The following is an 18,600-nucleotide window of genomic DNA, read 5'->3' as shown; positions in this document are numbered from 1 at the left end:
AGAGGTACCTATGTCCGCAAAAAAGGATTCGGGAAAAAAGCATATTGCAATGTATATCGGATCCCTAAATAAGGGCGGTGCCGAGCGCGTCATGTGTAACCTTGCAGAGTATTTTTATAATGAGGGCTACAGGGTTACGCTGGTTACCACATACCTTGCGGATGATGAGTACGAGGTAAAGGACAGAAAGTGGGAGCCTGTAACAGATACGGACAAGGCAGATGAAGCAGGACGCGTTATAGAAGTTCTGAATATGGATGAGCATATAAAAACTGTCCGTATGAAAGCTTCTGATAAACCGGGAATAGACAGGGTTTTCACAGCTCTTATGCCTGATGAAAAAGGCAAAAGAGTAGCTAATTTCAGAAACAGAGTAAAGAAACTAAGAGATACCTGGAAGACCTTAAAGCCTGACCTTATTCTCTCATTTCTCGGAAAAAATAATTGCATGGCAATTTACTCAGCAAGAGGCCTTGGGATTCCGGTAGTTGTTTCCGTAAGATCAAATCCCTCAAGAGAATATGCTTCTAAGGGGCTTAACCTTGCAATGAACATGCTGTTTCCAAGGGCAGCAGGTGTTGTGGTTCAAACTACGGGAGCTGCTGAGTATTTTAAAGACAGCATCAGGAAAAAGTGCAGGATACTTCCAAATTCAATAAATCCTTCTTTTATGAAGGGGGATATAGTGCCTTTTTCAGACAGAAAAAATACCATTGTCTCGGTTGGGAGACTGGATGATAACAAGAATCAGATACTTTTGATAAGAGCCTTTGGGAAGATCATGGATGAGTTTCCGGAATATAAGCTTGTCATTTACGGCGATGGCCCATCAAGGCAGAAGTTTGAGAAGGAGGCAGCTGAGATGGAAGCTTTTAAGACAGCTGTTTCAGGCAGCTCTGTAGATGGCAGCAAGACAGATGACAGCCGCATTATTTTCATGGGGAATGTAAGCGGTGTTGCGGATAAGATTCGCGATGCAGGGATTTTTGTTCTCACATCAAGGCAGGAGGGTATGCCAAATGCTCTTATTGAAGCAATGTCCATGGGACTTGCCTGCATATCAACGGACTGTCCCTGTGGAGGACCAAGAGACCTTATAAGAGATGGCGAAAATGGTATACTTATTCCAATGGGAGATGATTCTTCCATGGAGAACAGTCTTGCGGATGCTCTCAGAAGCCTTATGAGTGATACTGAGAAGAGCGCATCTATGGCAACGGCTGCAGCTGACGTTAGGAATAATTACAGTCCGGATAAGATTAATTCTTTGTGGAAAGAGTATTTTGAAGGATTGATGAAAAATACTTGAGGATATAATCAGTGAAGTTTAATTCGTTTATTTTTATATTTTGTTTCCTTCCGTTAACCCTTTTGGGCTATTTCGGATTGGAGAAATGGGGCAGGGATAAATACGCCAAGTGCTTTCTTATCCTTATGAGTCTGTGGTTTTACGGATATTTTAATCCGTCATATCTTGTTATAATCTGCGGTAGTATTGCTGTGAATTATGGCTTATACAGACTGATGGAGAAATTTGGCAGGCGAAAGATATATCTGTTTTTGGGAATAATATTTAATGTTTCCCTGCTTTTTTATTTTAAGTACTTCAATTTCTTTGTTGAAAACATAAATTTCTTTTTTAAAACGAACTTTGTTTTTGAAAAGGTTTTGCTTCCGCTTGGAATCAGCTTTTTCACTTTTCAGCAGATTTCCTTTATTATCGATGCCTACAAGGGAGAAGCGAAGGACTACTCATTTATTGAATATGCGCTGTTTGTGGCATTCTTCCCTCAGCTTGTGGCGGGACCAATAGTTTTACACAGTGAGCTGATTCCGCAATTTAGGGATAAGAGTAACAAGAGCTTCGACTACACCAACGTATCCATAGGAATAACTATGTTTACTGTAGGCCTGTCCAAAAAGATCCTTCTCGCGGATACCTTTGGGAAAGCAGTAGACTGGGGAATTCAGAAAGCGGCAGAAGTACCTGTTCATGAAGGTGCATTGACAATTTCAGAGATCATCATAGTGATGCTTTCGTATTCTTTTCAGATATATTTCGATTTCAGCGGATACAGTGATATGGCCACAGGACTTGGAAAGATGTTTAATCTTACGATTCCAAGGAATTTCAATTCTCCATATAAAGCCATGTCAGTATATGATTTCTGGAAGCGCTGGCACATAACTCTTTCAAGATTTCTTACGACGTATATTTACATTCCTTTGGGCGGAAGCAGGAAAGGAACCCTTAGAGCCTATATAAATACTTTTGTGGTATTCCTGGTAAGTGGTTTCTGGCACGGCGCGAATTGGACCTACATTATGTGGGGACTGGTTCATGGTGTAGCACAGTGTGTTAATAAGCTAACAGGTAAAGCCTACAAGGCATTTTGTGACAGCGTTGAGAGGTCTTTTTTGGGAAAGGCCGGAATCACAGTTGTTCGTGTGATTCAATGGATACTTAACTTCATATTCATTAATTTCACAATGCTTCTTTTCAGATCTGAAAGTGTCACAATGTTTATTCAGATTCTGAGAAGGCTTACGGTTCTTAATCTTGATGTTCGCTCAGACCTTATTGAGCCGTTCAGGATACCGAAACTGTACTACGCGTTAAGACCTTTTGGTATCGAAGTGTCAGATAACAATGTGCTTATGATAAGCATGTTGGCGTATATGATAGTTACTTTGATCATATGTCTTTGCTTCAAAAATAACTACGAAAGAAAATACAAGCTCAATGCGTTATCCCTTGTATCAGTATGGGGATTATTGATGCTGTGTATTGTTTCGCTGAGTTCTGTTTCAGCCTTTTTATACTTTAATTTTTAAGGACAGATTTGAATATGAATGGAAAAAAGTGGTTTATTTCTATTTTGATAATGACCATATCGGCGCTTACGATCTTGGCTGGATGTGTTTTTTGGACAGATCCCTTTTTTCATTATAGGAAGCCACGGGATTACTTTTTTTATAAACTCTATGATCAGCGTTCCCAAAATGATGGTATCACCAGACATTTTGATTATGATGCAATAATCACCGGAACATCCATGGCAGAGAATTTTCTGCCATCACAGTTTGACAGCCTGATGGGAACCAATTCCATAAAGGTTACCTATGCAGGGGCAACATATAAAGAGATTAACGATAATCTTAACGTGGCCTACGAGAGCGGTCATGAAATTAAGTATGTGCTCAGGCCGGTGGATTATACGCTTCTGATAAAGGATAAGGATGAGATGCGACTGGATATGGGTGAATATCCTGTTTATCTTACAAATAAGAATCCTTTCGACGACATAAAATATCTTATAAACAAGGACGTTATAGGAAGATATATGCTGCCGCTGTTCGTTGAATACTTTAAGGGAACTCCCGGCGGACATACAAGCTTTGATGAATACAGCTATAATGCCAATCTCCATACTTTTTCAAAGGATGATGCTTTGGTTGGAAGGACAGTATTTGAGGCACCTACGCAGATTAACTCTCTTACGGATGAAGAAACTACGATGATTTCGGAAAACGTCCGGGCAAATGTGGTTGATATAGCTGCAGCTCATCCGGAGACTACCTTTATATGTTTCTTCCCGCCCTATTCTATGGCTTATTTTGGCGGAATATGGGAATCCGGTGATCTTAATAAGATACTTACAGCTAAGCAAATGGCAACAGATCTAATGTTGGAGTATGACAACATTCATGTATATGATTTTGCAACTGCTATGGATATTACACAGGATCTTAACAGATACAGGGATGAAGCCCATTATGATCAATATGTGAACGAGTGGATCATAGAGCGGGTGGCCGATGGAGAAAACAGTGGAGAATCATCTTTCAGACTTATGAAGGATAATGCAGAGTCTGTTATTGAGGATGAAAGAGAGCAGTTTAATAATTATGACTATAACAGCCTTATAGATTAAGTACAGACTACCGGAGGAATTATATGTGCGGAATAGCAGGACTTTGCGGATATAGAGGCGATGCTGAAAAAAATATCAGAAGGATGAATGAGAGACTCCTTCACAGAGGACCTGACAGTGGGGATATCTGGAACAGTCCCGATGATATGGTGTGGCTTGGACACAGAAGGCTTTCCATAAGGGATTTATCTTCAAACGGATCACAGCCCATGCGCTCAAAGAGCGGTAAGTATGTAATCGTATATAATGGCGAAATATATAATACGGATAAGCTGTCGGAGCTTCTTATAGGAAAAGGCTATGTTACAGGCTTTAGGGGAACCTCTGATACGGAGGTTTTGCTTGAAGCCATCGAGTACCTTGGCATAAGTGAGACTCTGAAATTCTGTAAGGGAATGTTCGCCCTTGCCGTATATGATCTTGAGACCCATGAGCTTTGCCTTGCAAGGGACAGGATTGGTGAAAAGCCGCTTTACTACGGCTTTGTAAATGGCAGCTTTGTTTTTGCTTCTGAAATTACTGCGATCAGAGCCATAGAAGGCTTTAAGAACAGAATATTTGAAGAGGCTTTGAACCTGTATTTTGTTCATGGATATATTCCTGCGCCATATACAATTTACAATGATATCTATAAGCTCGAGCCGGGAACCATACTTCGTATCACTGCTCCTTTTTCATACTTTAGGCCCGTTCATGAGGACGATGACGAGGGAAAAATCACGGGAGTACAGAGATCCGGTGGCGAGTACAGATTCGAGACCTATTATGATATCACTGAGGTTGCAAGAAAAGGGCAGGAGAATCTTTTTAAAGGGACAGCTGATGAGGCAGCAGATGAGCTGGAGCGTCTTTTAAAGGAAGCAATTAAGGGACAGCTGGTTTCGGATGTGCCAATAGGAGCGTTTTTATCTGCAGGAATTGATTCAAGTACCGTGGTATCCCTGATGCAGGAGGTGGCAGAGGGGAAGGTTAAGACCTTTACCATAGGTATGGAGGATCCTAAGTATAATGAAGCGGAGATTGCAAAGGAGATCGCAAGGCATCTTGGAACCGAGCATACGGAGCTGTATATTACAGAGGCAGATGCAAAGGCGGTTATACCAAAGCTTCCGGCTATTTACGGCGAGCCCTTTGCTGATTCTTCCCAGATACCCACATACCTTGTAAGTAAGATGACAAGGGAGCATGTGACGGTATCCCTTTCAGGTGACGGCGGTGATGAGCTGTTTTGCGGTTACAGATCCTATGAATCCGTGCAGAGAATATGGAATAAGATGAAAGCAATTCCCGGCGGCGTAAGGAGCGGCGCGGGAAAAGTACTGCAGCATTCGAGAGCAGCAAGAAGGAATGATGTTTTCAGAGATAAGACAAGGCTGCTTCAGGCAAGAAGTCCCGAGGATCTTTACAGAATTCAGTTTGAAATGGTTCCGGGAGCCCTTAATATTGCAAGAGAAAAGGATATGCCTCCCTACAAGCTCAGTACTGCTGAGGGTGACAAACTTAGGGAAGTAAATCATGATATAATGCTAATGGATATGAGGATGTATCATCCGGATGATATCCTTGTTAAGGTGGACAGGTCCGGTATGGCGGTATCTCTTGAGAGCAGAATACCTATGCTTGATCGGGATGTAATGGAGTTTGCCTGGAGCCTTCCCCTTTCACTTCTTAGAGATAAAAACACAGGTACCGGCAAGATGGTACTAAGAGATGTTCTGTACAGACATGTTCCGAGGGAACTGGTGGACAGACCCAAGAAGGGCTTTTCCATTCCTGTTGCCAAGTGGCTTAAGGAAAAGGAGCTGCGTCAGTGGGCGGAGGATATGATATCCGTTGAGAAGCTTCAAAGAGAAGGCTTCCTTAATCCTGAGGCAGTAACAAAGGTGTGGAAGAAGTTTACAGAGGAGGACGGTCAGTGGCAGCCGCTTATCTGGTACATTTTGATGTTTGAGCAGTGGCTTTCGGAAAACAATTGATATATGTAGGCGTTTGGTATGGAAGAGAAAAATCATTACATGGAAGACATTCCTATAATAAAACAGAATACGCTGATATCCATAATCGTTGCCTGCTACAACGTTGAGCAGTTTTTGCCAAGATGTATAGAATCCATAATGGCACAAACCTACAAAAATCTCGAGATAATACTCATCGATGACGGTGCAAGGGATAATACGGGAAACATCTGTGATCATTATAAGACCCTTGATGAGAGAATCGTGGTGGTTCATCAGACAAACGGCGGGGCAGCCGTAGCAAGAAACGAGGGCATAAAGCTTGCCAGAGGGCAGTATATCGGCTTTGTAGACGGTGATGACTACATAGAGCCATATATGTATGAATATATGTTAAGCGCTATGCTGACTACAGATGCAGAGCTTTCCGTTTGCAGATACTTTGAGGACAGTCAGGAAGATCTGAAAAAGGCCAGAACCTACAGGAAAAAGGGACTGGTTCATATTAAAGATGACGGGAAGGCAAAGGAAATCGTAGAAAGAGGAGTAAGACTCCTTGAACTTACAGGAGGAGAGGCGCTTAAGGAGTATGTAGAAGAGAGCGATAAGATAGTCATCAGAAATGCTCCATGGAATAAGCTGTACAAGGCGGAGCTTCTTGATGAGGTATCTTTCCCCGTTCAGAGATATTACGAGGACATCCTTTTCTCGGCTCAGATTTTGTCTAAAGTAAGGAAAGTGGCATATATTGACACGCCTTTGTATCATTATATAATAAACAGAAAAGGTGGGGCCATGGGCGCCGGCCTTAGAAAAGAGATTCTCACAGAGCAGATTCCCTCGTATCATGCAAGGAGCGAATTGCTTGAGGAGATCGGAAGGCGGGACCTTGCCGCAAGCCATGATTATATGGTTTATAAGAAGCTTCTTCTTTTATATACCGAGGCAAGAAGAGATAAGACCGGAGAAAAGAAGAAATTCATGGAGCCTCTGGCAGAGGAGATCAAAACCTGTGCAAATCAGATGTACAGGGTGTTTTCATGCGATATAGCTGATCCGCACCAGAAAATGAGAATGGAATTATTTTTAAAGAACCCCAAATTTTATGATCTGTTCATGGATCTGAATGAGGGGATAGTTTTGCCTTTACGTCAAAAGTTTAGTGGGGGACACAAAAAATGATAATAATAAGGCTAAAAGGCGGTCTTGGAAATCAGATGTTCCAGTATGCCCTTTACCTGCAGCTCAAGGCACTTGGAAAAGAAGTAAAAATCGATGAGGTCAATGGCTTTAAGGATGATCCTCAAAGGGATCCCGTGCTTTATGATCTTTTCGGAATCACCTATGATAAGGCCACAGATGAGGAAGTGGTGGAGATTACTGATGCTCACATGGACCTTCTCAGCAGGATAAAAAGAAAGCTGTTTGGAAGAAAGTCCGCAGAATATCAGGATAACACAGGTAATTTTGATCCTAAGGTACTTGAGATGGACACAGCCTATCTTAATGGTTACTTCCAGTCTGATAAGTACTTCAAAGACAGGAATGTCCTTTCAAGATTAAAGAGAGAATTTGAGATAAAGCCGGAGGACTGCCTTACGACATCCAAATCCTGGGAGATATACAGGCAGATTCTGCAGAGTAATTCTGCCAGCATCCATGTAAGGAGAGGCGATTATTTAGAGCCCGGAACCGTAGAGACCTTTGGCGGAATTTGTGATGATGACTATTATAAGAGAGCCATCGACACAATGATAAGCAAGTATCCGGATGTAGAGTTTTTCATTTTTTCAAATGATAATGAATGGTATGAGACCCATGTATCAGGCGACAGATTCCACTATGTAGAGACCGGTGAGGAGAAAGAGGACGTAGCGGATCTTCTTTTGATGAGTCTTTGCAAGCACCATATTCTTGCTAATTCCAGCTTTAGCTGGTGGAGCGCATGGATGAATGATGCTCCGGAGAAAACAATACTTGTTCCTCCCAAGTGGCTGAACAATAAGCCTATGGAGGATATCTACACAGATCGCATGATCAAGGTGTGAGGGCAGGCGGCTGCTTTACATGCCGGTGATACCCGATCTGACATATTAAGGAGTTATATGAGTTTAGGAAAACCCTCTGAAAATAAGGCGGAGAACCTTAATCTTTTTCAGAAGATAAATTATATTTTTGATAAAAAGCAAAAGAAGTATCTTATACTTCTTGGATTTATGATACTTGTGGGAGGCGTCTTCGAGACATTCAGTGTCGGAATGATGGTTCCCGTTGTCAGTGTAATTCTTGATCCCGAATCCCTTCAAAATGCCATGGACAAAGCGCCTTTTCTAGCAAATCTGGCAGTGGGAATGGGGCTTAATACCGTAAAAAGACAGATATGTGCGATACTTGCATTTCTTATAGTTATCTATATTGTTAAGAACGCATATCTTCTTTATCTTACATATCAGCAGAACACTTTTATTGCGAAAACAAGAAATGACATGATCTCAAGGGTTATGCGAGAATTTTTGAACAGACCCTATGAGGATTACCTTGGTGCGGATATACCTACGGTATTCAGAATAACGGATAGCGATATACCGCACACCTTTTCATTGATGCTGGCTCTGCTCGGCCTTGCCACCGAGGGCGTGGTTTCACTGTTCCTTGGTATTTATCTTATTTACACCAACTGGCAGATGGCACTTTTAATTATTGTGGTTCTTGGAGCAATGACGCTTCTTAGCACAAAGCTCATTAAGCCAAGAATGAACAGCATAGGTAAGAAGAATCAGAATATACAGTCAAGGATTGCCAAGTGGAGAATCCAGGCTATCTATGGCCTTAAGGATGTAAAGGTCTTAAACAGACAGGATTTCTTTATAAGAAATTATTATGAATCCGGAAAAATAGGTGCTGAGACCGCGAGAGATTACACAGTACTTAATAACATGCCAAGACTCCTTATCGAGACAGTTTTCATGGTGGCTGTTCTTAGCTACATTATGTTCTACATAATTGGCGGCGGTGATGTGACGCTTCTTATTACACAGCTTACAGCTTTTGGTGTTGCGGCAGTAAGACTTATGCCAAGTGCAAATCGTATCAATACCTATATTACTCAGATTGCATACGAGGAGCCCAGCCTTGACTTTGTATATAACAATCTTACAGAGTCCATGAAGTCTGATAAAAAGATGGCTGCTGAGAGAATGGCAATTGCCGGTCCTGCCATAACGCTTGAGGACAAGATTGAGCTTAAGAATATTACCTTTGCTTATCCTGATGCTGAGAAGAATATTTTCACCGGTGCGGATATGATTGTCCCAAGGGGTAAATCCGTCGGAATCATGGGTTCATCCGGAGCAGGAAAATCAACTGTAGTTGATATTTTGCTTGGACTTTTGCATGTAAAAGAGGGTGAAATCCTCTGCGATGGCAAGAACATTTTCAGTAACTACGAATCATGGCTGGCGCAGGTTGGATATATACCTCAGAGCATCTATCTTATAGATGAATCAATAAGAGACAATATTGCATTTGGTATAGATGCTGCAGAGATCAGCGATGATAGAATCTGGGAGGTCTGCAGAGAGGCACAGCTCGAGGACTTTATTAAGAGTCTTCCGGAGGGGCTTGATACCAAGATCGGTGACAGAGGCGTGAGACTCTCAGGTGGTCAGAGACAGCGTATCGGAATTGCAAGGGCTCTTTACCACAATCCTGAGATCCTTGTTTTTGATGAAGCTACAAGTGCTCTTGATAATGAGACAGAGGCAGCGGTTATGGAGGCGGTGAACAGCTTCCACGGCAAAAAGACAATGGTTATTATTGCTCACAGACTTAATACTATAGAGAAGTGCGATATTATCTACGAGGTAAAGGATCAGAAGATAGTAAAATCCAGCCTTGAAGGTAAGACAATTATTCACGGGTGATTGCGGAATATGATAGGAACAGAGTTTATACCGGGTTATGGCCTTGGTAATCAGCTTTTCTTCTATGTGACTACAAGATGTATAGCCATGGAGAAGGGTGTGGATTTTGGCTTTATAAATCCGGGGCAGGTAGGAAATGTTTTTCATTCAAAGAGGGGAATGTACTTTATGGACATAGACCTCGGCACAGAGATACCTGCTGAAGATAAAAGTAAATATACCATAATAAACGAGAAGGATGACCGCCTTTATATGGGAAATTCCAAGCATGATATGGCAAACGGTTGCTATATATCAGGTGCGGACCCAAGACTTTTTGAGGTTTCTGACAATACTCTTATTTATGGCAACATGCAGGATGAGAGCTACTTTGAGAAGTACAGGGATAAGATCCGTGAATGGCTCCATGTAAAAGAGGAGGCAGAGTCCTACGAGTATACTGCGGATGACCTTTGCATTATAAATATCCGTGGCGGCGAATATACGGACCATCCGGAGCTTTATCTGGACAGATCTTATTTTTTAAATGCCATTAAAAACATGAAAAAGATAAATCCCGCCATGAGATTTATGATAGTCACAGAGGACGAGGAGGCTGCAAAGAAGGTGCTTCCTGAGTATGAGTGTCATCATTTCGATATGGGCAAGGATTATGTGACGATCAAAAACGCAAGATACCTTATTTTGTCAAACTCATCATTTTCAATAATGCCTGTGCTTAGCAGTACAGAGCTTAAATACGCCATAGCCCCCAAGTACTGGGCAAGACATAATGTATCCGATGGATTCTGGTCATCGGAGCAGAATATTTACAGCTTCTTGCATTATCAGGATAAGAAGGGCAAAATCTGGGAGGCCGATGAGTGCAGGAAAGAGCTGGCGGAGTACAAAAAGAGATCAAGACTCTACGCCAGAAGAAATGAGCGTCCCGGTAAGGTAAGATACTACTGCCAGATTATCAGGAGAAAATGCCTCTACGGCGTATTCTATTTAAAGAAGATTGTCAGGTCCTTAGAGCGAAGACTTGGAATCATTAAGACATGGAAACCGTGAAACGGAGATAAGTAAGTTGAAAAAGCTAACGCTGAAGAATGTTACTTTGGCTGCCATGACCAGTGTGAATGTCTATGAGACGGTGCAGGCGCTAAAGTACAGTATGAAGGATATTGAGTTTGGTGATGTGGTTTTTATCTCTGATAAAAAGCCCTTTTATCTGCCTTCCGATATCAGATTCAGTTATACATCAAAGCTCGACAGCATAGATAAGTTCAATTACAAAATGACCTATGAGCTGCATGAGCATATAAATACAGAATTTGCCCTGATAGTACACGCTGATGGCTTTGTAATAAATCCTGATAAGTGGAGGGATTCATTCCTTGATTACGACTATATAGGATCTCCATGGCCACTGCCTGAAAACGATTATGCCTACAGAGATGCGGATGGCAATATCTGCCGCGTGGGAAATTCTGTATCAATCAGATCCAAGCGTCTTATGGAATATCCATCAAAGCATAATTGTGAGTGGGTTCCTGTGGATGATGGATTTTACAACGAGGATATTTTTATCTGCTGTCATCTGAAAAAAGAGATGGAGCAGGAGGGCATACAAATAGCTCCCATGGAGGAAGCCATATATTTTGCAAGGGAGCATAATCTCCCTGAAAATGCAGGTATAACACCCTTTGCATTTCATAAATGGAGAGGAGAGAATGGGGACTATCCGAGATTTTACAGTCCCTATAAACGATTTAAGATGGCGGTAAGACCGCTACTTTTCTGGAGAAGGACGAAGAGCTGGAGAGAGAAACATGGTCTATGATCTGATACCTTTTTTTAATGAAATAGATATACTGCAGCTTCGTCTGAATGTGCTTGATCCTTACGTGGACAAGTTTATTATCGAGGAAGCAACTACTACTTTTTCGGGGCAGCCAAAGGAGCTGTGCTTTGAAAAAAACAAGGATAAGTTTGCAAAATTCCTTGATAAGATTGAATATATCGTGGTTTCTGAGGACAGGGATTTTGAGGTAACCCATGAAAGGGACTATTTTCAGAAAAATCATCTGCTTCAGGGTCTTAAGAATGCATCGCCGGATGATGTGATAATATTCGGAGACTGCGACGAGATTCCAAATCCCAAGGTGCTTGCAGATATAATAGAGCATTTTGATAAGACAAAGGTTTATCACCTTGCCCAGAGGAATTTTTATGCATTCCTCAATATGGAGGAGTCATCGGGCAAGCTTTTGTCCATAACGGGAGAATTCCCGGAGATACCTGTACCCGAGAGAAAATGGCTTGGCACCAAGGTCTGCAATATTGAGAATATTCCGGAGGAGGGCATCGTAAGACTTCGCGATCTTGTTCCGCCTGCGGATGAGCGTTCTGTGAGAGTAGCAGATGGTGGCTGGCATTTTGGATATATGGGCGGCTATAAGGAGAGTAATCCTGTTAAGAGAATTGGCGTTAAGGTTAAGGCTGCTGCTCATCAGGAGTACAACGACAGAGAGGTTCTGGCTGAGACCATGGATCATCTGATCCTTGGAAGGGATATTTTTGGAAGAGATGCCAGATTCACAAGGGTTGAGGTGGATGATACCTATCCCGGATATTTGAGAGAGCATCTGGATGAATACAGACATCTGTATATGCCGGTGATCACGCCATTTATGAGATTTACCCATAAGTTTGATATCACTGTTGGAAGATTTTGCAGAAAGGCATATCACAAAATTTTAAGGACTTTGAGGCACAGATAGGCGGTTTATGAGTATTACTTCAAGGTATAATAACTTTATATCGAGGTTTTCACCTATCAGGGATTTTGTTTTTTACCTGATGCTTACGACGGAGCTTCTTTTGGCAATTTATGAGAGAAGTGACCTTCCGCTTTCAACGCCGAGCTATGTTTTCAGAGCAACGTTTGTGATGACGCTGGTGGTTATTCTGCTTACAGAGTATTCGACCAGGGAATGGCTTGTTATCGGCATAACCGCTGCTTTTACATTTTTCTGTTACAGAGTTTGCGGTAACAATGATCTGCTGAGACTTTCTATGTTTGTAATATCATGTAAGGGAGCGGACTTAAAGAAGGCTCTTAAGTATTTCTTCTCAGTAAGTCTTGTGGGATATGCGGTAATCTTTATTGCTGCTCTGGCAGGTATTTATGGCAATGTGAGTATTACGGAAGAGTTTGGAAGAGCTGTCGGAACTGAGACAAGATACTCTTTTGGATTCGGCCATCCCAATACGGTGCATGGGATATTTTTTGCGCTGTCCATGCTTTTGATGTACCTGATTAAGGACGAGAGCAGGAAAAAGAGAGGTATAGCCTTCACTGCTATATTTGCGCTGAATGTTCTGCTATTTGTTTTTACAGATTCAAAGACCGGATTTTTTATTGTAGTATTTATGTTGATATGCTTTATCCCGACCCTTCTTTTTGATGGGGATAAACCGGGAATTATATATCTTGCAGGTGCGGGTATAAGTGTTTTATCTGTTGCTTTATCGGTTGTGGCAGCAGTTATAAGTAAATACACTTTTGAGAATAAGTCCACATTGGCAGCAGCCCTGGACAGACTTTTTACAGGGCGTATAATATCGCTGTACCAGAATACCAGGGATCACAAGGGTACCATTGAGACATGGACACTTTTTGGAGATTCAAATAGCGGAGAGTCATTCTTCGATATGGGATGGGTAAGGCTTTTTTACTGGTATGGAATAATACCGGCTATCATTATATTGGCGGTTCTGTTTATAATGATTTACAGGCTGTATAAGAAAAAGGATTATGATACCTTCGTGATGTTCGTTTCTATGTTTTTATATACAGTAGTGGAAGCGACATTTGTTTCATCGTATATAGGCAGAAATTTCATGCTTATAATATTAGGGGCATATTTATTTTCAATATGCCGGGAGGACAGTAATGCAGGGGAAAGATAAATATTTGCTGACATATCTGCTCTGGGGAATAGATATGGTTGCAATCGGACTGGCGTTTGTTATCGCAACCTATGTCAGATATTTTAACTTCAGGGATATGAGGGATAAATCCACCCACTTCTATATCTGTATTGTGCTGGTACTTGTTGGTACCGTGTACAACTTCGCACTTGATTACAACAGAGATTTTATAAAGCGCACTATATGGCGTGAAGGTACTGCTGTTTTCAAATATGAGATTGCAATTGTAATAGGAACAATAGCAATCGCCTATGGTTTACAGCTGGCTGAACAGTTTTCGCGTCTTGTTATGCTGTATTTTGGAATAATCGATTTTGTGCTTACGCTTTTATTGCACCAGCTTTTCAGGAGCATGCTTAAAACATATTGGAAAAGCGGTGATACAGCGGTAAAGCTTCTTGTTTTATCTGAAAAGGAGATTCTGATGCCTACAATCAGGCATCTGCAGCACAGAATTGAGATAAATTATTCAATTGTTGGTGCCGTGTGCCTTGACGAAGACCTTACAGGTGAAGTTATAAGGGGAGTTGAGGTAATCTCAAACAAGGAGGATTTTATCAGCAAGATAACCTCCATTCCTCTGGATGAAGTGTTTATTCATACACCGAACATCTCTCAGAAGTCACTTAATGATACCATCGAAGCCCTGGGCGACATGGGTGTGACAGTACATTATTGCGTTGAGCTTCCAAATATCTCGGGAAGTACTCAGGTAGGAACCTTTGGAACGTATTCAGTTGTATCCTACATTAACGGAACTGGTCGATACAGAGCACTTATTTTAAAAAGAGCCATGGATATAGTTGGAGCGCTGGTGGGACTTGCTATTACTGCAGTTGTTACTCCCTTTGTGGCACTGGCTATAAAGCTTGATTCTCCCGGACCTGTCTTCTTTTCACAGGTTCGAATAGGTAGAAACGGAAGACGCTTTAGAATTTATAAATTCAGAAGCATGCGCACCGATGCAGAGAAGATCAAGGAACAGCTTGAGGATCAGAATGAAATGAGTGGTCTTATGTTCAAGATGAAGGATGATCCCAGAGTTACAAAGGTCGGTGCATTTATCAGAAAGACCAGTATTGATGAGCTTCCTCAGTTCTGGAATATATTAAAGGGAGACATGAGCCTTGTGGGAACAAGACCGCCCACGGAGAAGGAATTTGAGGAATACAATCAGTACTATCGAAGAAGGATAAGCATGACACCGGGACTTACCGGAATGTGGCAGGTAAGCGGAAGAAGTGATATTGATGACTTTGACGATGTGGTTAAGCTGGACCTTCAGTATATTGATAACTGGTCCCTGGCACTTGATATACGAATCCTGATCAAGACTGTGGGCGTTGTGTTGTTTGGAAGAGGCGCAGAATAATCTTTTACCAGGAGGAACAGATATGGCAAAAGAACTCATAAGTGTCATCGTGCCTGTGTACGGAGCAGAGGCCTATCTTAATAAATGCGTAAACAGTATAATCACTCAGACCTATGAAAATCTGGAGATAATACTTGTTGACGATGGCTCCAAGGACAGGAGCGGCGCTATGTGCGATGAATTTGCAGCCCGCGATGACAGAATAAGAGTTATACATAAAGAAAACGGCGGCCTCATGAGCGCTTGGATGGCAGGAGTAGAGATATCTACCGGAGCATATCTGTGTTTTGTAGATAGCGATGACTGGATAGAAAACGAGATGATTTCTGACATGGCATCGTATATCCGTGGTAAGGGAGAGATTATCTGCAGCAACTGCCTTTTTGAGCATGACAACGGCAAGCTTGATCCTATTTATCATGGAGCAGCTCCGGGTGAATACACAGGAGAAACCCTGGACAAAGAGATAAAAAAAAGAATCCTTGGCAATGAGAACAGGATCATCACAATGTCCAGATGTATGAAGCTCACCAGCAGAGAGCTCATTACTGATAATATGGTGTACTGCGATAAGAGAGTCAGGATGGGGGAGGATATGAATATCATGCTTCCTGCAATTCTCGATGCAACTCGTATCTATGTTATGAAGGATGCCTGCTACTATCATTATTACTACAATGATGAGTCCATGGCCCATGGGTATGATGCAGGGCTGAATGATAATATTGAATATCTTATGGATGCAGTCAGAAAAGTCTTTGCTGATAAATACGATGGTCCTGATGCAGAAGAGCTTATTGAAAAAGAAAATCTTTTTCTTTTCATGTTCCAGATAAAGAATGAATTAAAGAACAGTGCTCCTGACACTACGGGAAGAATCCTTAAGCTGCTTTCCGATTACAATATCAAGGCACGGGTTATGAAAACACCTCTTGTTGTAAAAAACAAGGTTAATCATTTATTATATTTATTAATGAGACATCCGGGAAGGTTTATGGCCTTTATTGTTATGACCGGATTTAAACTTAGATGATGTTTTTGGGGGAGTGACCACATGGCAGTAAATACCGGAATTAAAAAGAATGGGGAGAAGGATTTCTCTGGGCGTCTTTTTGGTGTGGCTACATTTATCTGCTTTGTGAGTATCCTTATCTATGAATTTCTTACTCCCATGCTGATGGATGATATGTCTTATTTGTCAGAGGTCAAAAAGGCGGGATCTGTATTTGGGCTGATCGCCCAGGAGAGGCATCAGTATCTTACATGGACAGGGCGCTCTGTTGCCCATCTTATTGCCCGAATCGTTATGTATATCGATTATCATTTCCTTTCAGGAAACAGAATTTTCTTCAATATTCTTGCAGCCACTGTGTTTACTATTCTGACACACCTTATTTACTGTAACATTAAAAGAAAAACCAAATATGATGTTCTGAGCTATGTGCTTATAGTTTTGCTGCTCTGGCTTTTTGGGATATCCTTTGCGGAGACAATATTATGGGAGACAGGTGCCTGCAATTATCTAATGACAACCACTATTATTCTTGGTTTCATGACCTGCTTCAGGAAAAATACGGAGAGGCTGCTTAATGGAGAAGCAGATGAGAAGGTTGCGGTAAAGACTATCGGCCTTTTCATATTTGGACTGATTGCCGGCTGGTGTAATGAGAACACAAGCGGCGGATGTCTTTTATTTATTTTGTTCTTTACATTCCTTTTTTACAGAAAAGAAAAAGGCCTTAGCCCCTGGATGATCAGCGCTGTAGTCGGTAATGTACTGGGACTTGCGATAATGGTACTTGCTCCCGGAAATATGTACAGAGCATCAAACAGAGAAGAACTGCACGGCGGAATGATTGGTATGGCTGCCAGATTCCTCAATATAACCAACGCGGTAAGAGATGAGATGTTTGTACTTTTTGCAATACTTATTGTTCTTGTGGTCTTTTTAAGAGTATATGGTAAGAGCTTTGAAGATATTTTTGAGGTGCTGCTGTTTGCCGGACTTTCGATAATAACTACATATAGTCTTGTTCTTACAGCAACTCCGCAGAACAGAGCACTTTTTGGTGCCGGTATATTCCTTATAATAGCTGTGGTTCAGGCCTTTGCTTATACAGAGGAAGGACCTGAGTTTGTAGTTGTGATACGTAAGTCTGTTATCTATATTGCATGCCTTTACATGTTTTTTACGTATCTGTCCAGTGGTGCAAGCCTTGCCAGAATATACAGAGAAGAGCAGGAAAGATATGAATATCTGGAGGAGTACGCAAAGACCGGGGAGAAGGACGTGGTAGTTCCAAAGCTAAGGCCCCAGTTTGAGACGAAATACTCATCTGCCTATGGGTGTGATGTTACAGATGACTGGCAGTATTGGGTAAATGTAATGATGGCAAATTATTACGGATTTAATACACTTGTTGGAGTGGAAAGAGATGAATGGACAGAGTATTGAAATCAGCATAATAATACCTGTCTATCAGGCAGCAGGATCCTTGGAAAAAACCGTAGCTTCCGTCAAGGAAGCGTTGTCGTACTGGGAGGATAAAAGCGGTAATCATGGAAAGACTCAGATAGTTCTTGTGGATGACGGCTCGTCGGATGGAAGCTCTGAACTATGCGACAGGCTAAGCGGAGATTCTGTAGTTGCCATACATACAAAGAATTTTGGCGTATCCCATGCAAGAAATATAGGGATGGAAAAGGCCGAGGGCAGATATATTTCCTTTGTGGATGCTGACGATACTGTTTCAAAGGAATATATACAGAAGCTATTTGAGGCAGCAGAAAGCGCAAAAACACCGATTGCAGATATGATGGATGGCGATTTTGATGGTGTTCGGGACGGATATGATTACATTGAAAAAGCCATACTTTACAGAGATACTCATGTGTGGGGGAAGCTTTTTCTTTCGGAGGCTGTAAAAAAAGCAGGCATTAGATTTCGAGAAGGGATGACAATAGGAGAAGACATGCTTTTTCTTATGGAGTTGTCTCTTAAGCTTGGAACCTTGAAGCCGGCTGTTTTTGTCACCCCTGTTTTGTATAACTACCTTGATAACGATCAGGGAGCAATGAAAAAGAGCTTCAAGGAAAGCTACTTGGATCAGCTGACCTGTTGGAGAGAGGCTGAAAAGCTTCTTAAGGAAAGTGAGCATAAGTTTAGCAGAGACGCCTACGACAGATTATCAGAGATACAGATGATGTCAGCCATGCTTGTTGCAGGTAAAATAGCATGTGTGGATTCGACATCAAAGGAAAGTGTGGATGGGGACCTTATAGCCATGGCACTTACCTCCTGCAGGGAGCTTATAGAAAGTGCAGGTAACCTTGGTAACGGATTTGGAAGATTATCAGCGGGGTACAAGCTGAAGGTTTTACTGTTTAAGATAAGCAGAAGGGCTTATCTTACAATTTACGGAAAGTGGAAAAGTTAA

At 41.7% G+C, this 18,600-nt stretch carries 15 protein-coding genes; all 15 read left to right on the top strand.

The annotated features are described in order from the left end of the window. The first annotated feature begins 10 nt into the window (after window positions 1–10). Window positions 11–1,309: a glycosyltransferase gene (locus G608_RS0110640; RefSeq protein ID WP_026496003.1), complete on the top strand. Its 1,299-nt coding sequence runs from the start codon at window positions 11–13 to the stop codon at window positions 1,307–1,309. 125 nt (window positions 1,310–1,434) lie between these two features. Next, on the top strand, window positions 1,435–2,835 hold the full coding sequence (locus G608_RS0110635) for an MBOAT family O-acyltransferase (RefSeq protein WP_242829377.1): 1,401 nt from the start codon (window positions 1,435–1,437) through the stop codon (window positions 2,833–2,835). A gap of 221 nt (window positions 2,836–3,056) precedes the next feature. Beyond that, complete coding sequence (locus G608_RS0110630) at window positions 3,057–3,935, top strand: hypothetical protein (RefSeq protein ID WP_196810181.1); 879 nt, start codon at window positions 3,057–3,059, stop codon at window positions 3,933–3,935. 23 nt (window positions 3,936–3,958) lie between these two features. Next, entirely contained in the window at window positions 3,959–5,911 is a 1,953-nt protein-coding gene (gene asnB / locus G608_RS0110625; RefSeq protein WP_026496000.1) for an asparagine synthase (glutamine-hydrolyzing), read from the top strand. Window positions 5,912–5,929: 18 nt separating this feature from the next. Then, complete coding sequence (locus G608_RS22480) at window positions 5,930–7,072, top strand: glycosyltransferase family 2 protein (protein WP_051209173.1); 1,143 nt, start codon at window positions 5,930–5,932, stop codon at window positions 7,070–7,072. Continuing rightward, on the top strand, window positions 7,069–7,938 hold the full coding sequence (locus G608_RS0110615) for an alpha-1,2-fucosyltransferase (protein ID WP_026495999.1): 870 nt from the start codon (window positions 7,069–7,071) through the stop codon (window positions 7,936–7,938). The genes G608_RS22480 and G608_RS0110615 overlap by 4 nt, the downstream gene beginning before the upstream one ends. A 57-nt stretch (window positions 7,939–7,995) precedes the next feature. Then, window positions 7,996–9,813: an ABC transporter ATP-binding protein gene (locus tag G608_RS0110610; protein ID WP_026495998.1), complete on the top strand. Its 1,818-nt coding sequence runs from the start codon at window positions 7,996–7,998 to the stop codon at window positions 9,811–9,813. A gap of 9 nt (window positions 9,814–9,822) precedes the next feature. Then, window positions 9,823–10,866 (top strand): alpha-1,2-fucosyltransferase, encoded by a 1,044-nt coding sequence (locus tag G608_RS0110605; RefSeq protein WP_026495997.1) that lies wholly within the window; start codon window positions 9,823–9,825, stop codon window positions 10,864–10,866. A 16-nt stretch (window positions 10,867–10,882) separates the two neighbouring features. After that, window positions 10,883–11,638 (top strand): DUF5672 family protein, encoded by a 756-nt coding sequence (locus tag G608_RS0110600; protein WP_242829376.1) that lies wholly within the window; start codon window positions 10,883–10,885, stop codon window positions 11,636–11,638. Further along, window positions 11,628–12,578 (top strand): glycosyl transferase GT17 family protein, encoded by a 951-nt coding sequence (locus G608_RS0110595; protein ID WP_026495995.1) that lies wholly within the window; start codon window positions 11,628–11,630, stop codon window positions 12,576–12,578. Before G608_RS0110600 ends, G608_RS0110595 begins: the two co-directional genes overlap by 11 nt. Window positions 12,579–12,585: 7 nt before the next feature. Beyond that, a complete protein-coding gene (locus G608_RS0110590; protein ID WP_026495994.1) occupies window positions 12,586–13,770 on the top strand; it encodes a hypothetical protein in 1,185 nt (394 codons plus the stop codon). Then, complete coding sequence (locus tag G608_RS0110585) at window positions 13,754–15,163, top strand: sugar transferase (RefSeq protein WP_026495993.1); 1,410 nt, start codon at window positions 13,754–13,756, stop codon at window positions 15,161–15,163. Before G608_RS0110590 ends, G608_RS0110585 begins: the two co-directional genes overlap by 17 nt. Before the next feature lie 22 nt (window positions 15,164–15,185). After that, a complete protein-coding gene (locus G608_RS22475; RefSeq protein WP_051209171.1) occupies window positions 15,186–16,196 on the top strand; it encodes a glycosyltransferase family 2 protein in 1,011 nt (336 codons plus the stop codon). A 21-nt stretch (window positions 16,197–16,217) separates the two neighbouring features. Further along, the gene (locus tag G608_RS0110575) at window positions 16,218–17,618 is read left to right on the top strand and encodes a DUF3329 domain-containing protein (RefSeq protein WP_026495992.1); all 1,401 of its coding nucleotides are present in this window, start codon (window positions 16,218–16,220) and stop codon (window positions 17,616–17,618) included. Beyond that, the gene (locus G608_RS0110570; RefSeq protein WP_026495991.1) at window positions 17,599–18,600 is read left to right on the top strand and encodes a glycosyltransferase family 2 protein; all 1,002 of its coding nucleotides are present in this window, start codon (window positions 17,599–17,601) and stop codon (window positions 18,598–18,600) included. Before G608_RS0110575 ends, G608_RS0110570 begins: the two co-directional genes overlap by 20 nt.

Source organism: Butyrivibrio sp. WCD3002, assembly GCF_000424265.1.
Taxonomy (GTDB): Bacteria; Bacillota; Clostridia; order Lachnospirales; family Lachnospiraceae; genus Butyrivibrio.
Note: the sequence above shows the minus strand (reverse complement) of the source record. Positions and strands in the feature narration are given on the sequence as shown.

Bases quoted from the DNA above. Each gene is read 5' to 3' on its own strand.
- G608_RS0110585 (WP_026495993.1), top strand. From the start codon at position 13,754: ATGCAGGGGAAAGATAAATATTTGCTGACATATCTGCTCTGGGGAATA.
- G608_RS0110590 (WP_026495994.1), top strand. From the start codon at position 12,586: ATGAGTATTACTTCAAGGTATAATAACTTTATATCGAGGTTTTCACCT.
- G608_RS0110575 (WP_026495992.1), top strand. From the start codon at position 16,218: ATGGCAGTAAATACCGGAATTAAAAAGAATGGGGAGAAGGATTTCTCT.
- G608_RS0110570 (WP_026495991.1), top strand. From the start codon at position 17,599: ATGAATGGACAGAGTATTGAAATCAGCATAATAATACCTGTCTATCAG.
- G608_RS0110610 (WP_026495998.1), top strand. From the start codon at position 7,996: ATGAGTTTAGGAAAACCCTCTGAAAATAAGGCGGAGAACCTTAATCTT.
- G608_RS22475 (WP_051209171.1), top strand. From the start codon at position 15,186: ATGGCAAAAGAACTCATAAGTGTCATCGTGCCTGTGTACGGAGCAGAG.
- G608_RS0110615 (WP_026495999.1), top strand. From the start codon at position 7,069: ATGATAATAATAAGGCTAAAAGGCGGTCTTGGAAATCAGATGTTCCAG.
- asnB (WP_026496000.1), top strand. From the start codon at position 3,959: ATGTGCGGAATAGCAGGACTTTGCGGATATAGAGGCGATGCTGAAAAA.
- G608_RS0110635 (WP_242829377.1), top strand. From the start codon at position 1,435: ATGAGTCTGTGGTTTTACGGATATTTTAATCCGTCATATCTTGTTATA.
- G608_RS0110640 (WP_026496003.1), top strand. From the start codon at position 11: ATGTCCGCAAAAAAGGATTCGGGAAAAAAGCATATTGCAATGTATATC.
- G608_RS0110605 (WP_026495997.1), top strand. From the start codon at position 9,823: ATGATAGGAACAGAGTTTATACCGGGTTATGGCCTTGGTAATCAGCTT.
- G608_RS22480 (WP_051209173.1), top strand. From the start codon at position 5,930: ATGGAAGAGAAAAATCATTACATGGAAGACATTCCTATAATAAAACAG.
- G608_RS0110630 (WP_196810181.1), top strand. From the start codon at position 3,057: ATGGCAGAGAATTTTCTGCCATCACAGTTTGACAGCCTGATGGGAACC.
- G608_RS0110595 (WP_026495995.1), top strand. From the start codon at position 11,628: ATGGTCTATGATCTGATACCTTTTTTTAATGAAATAGATATACTGCAG.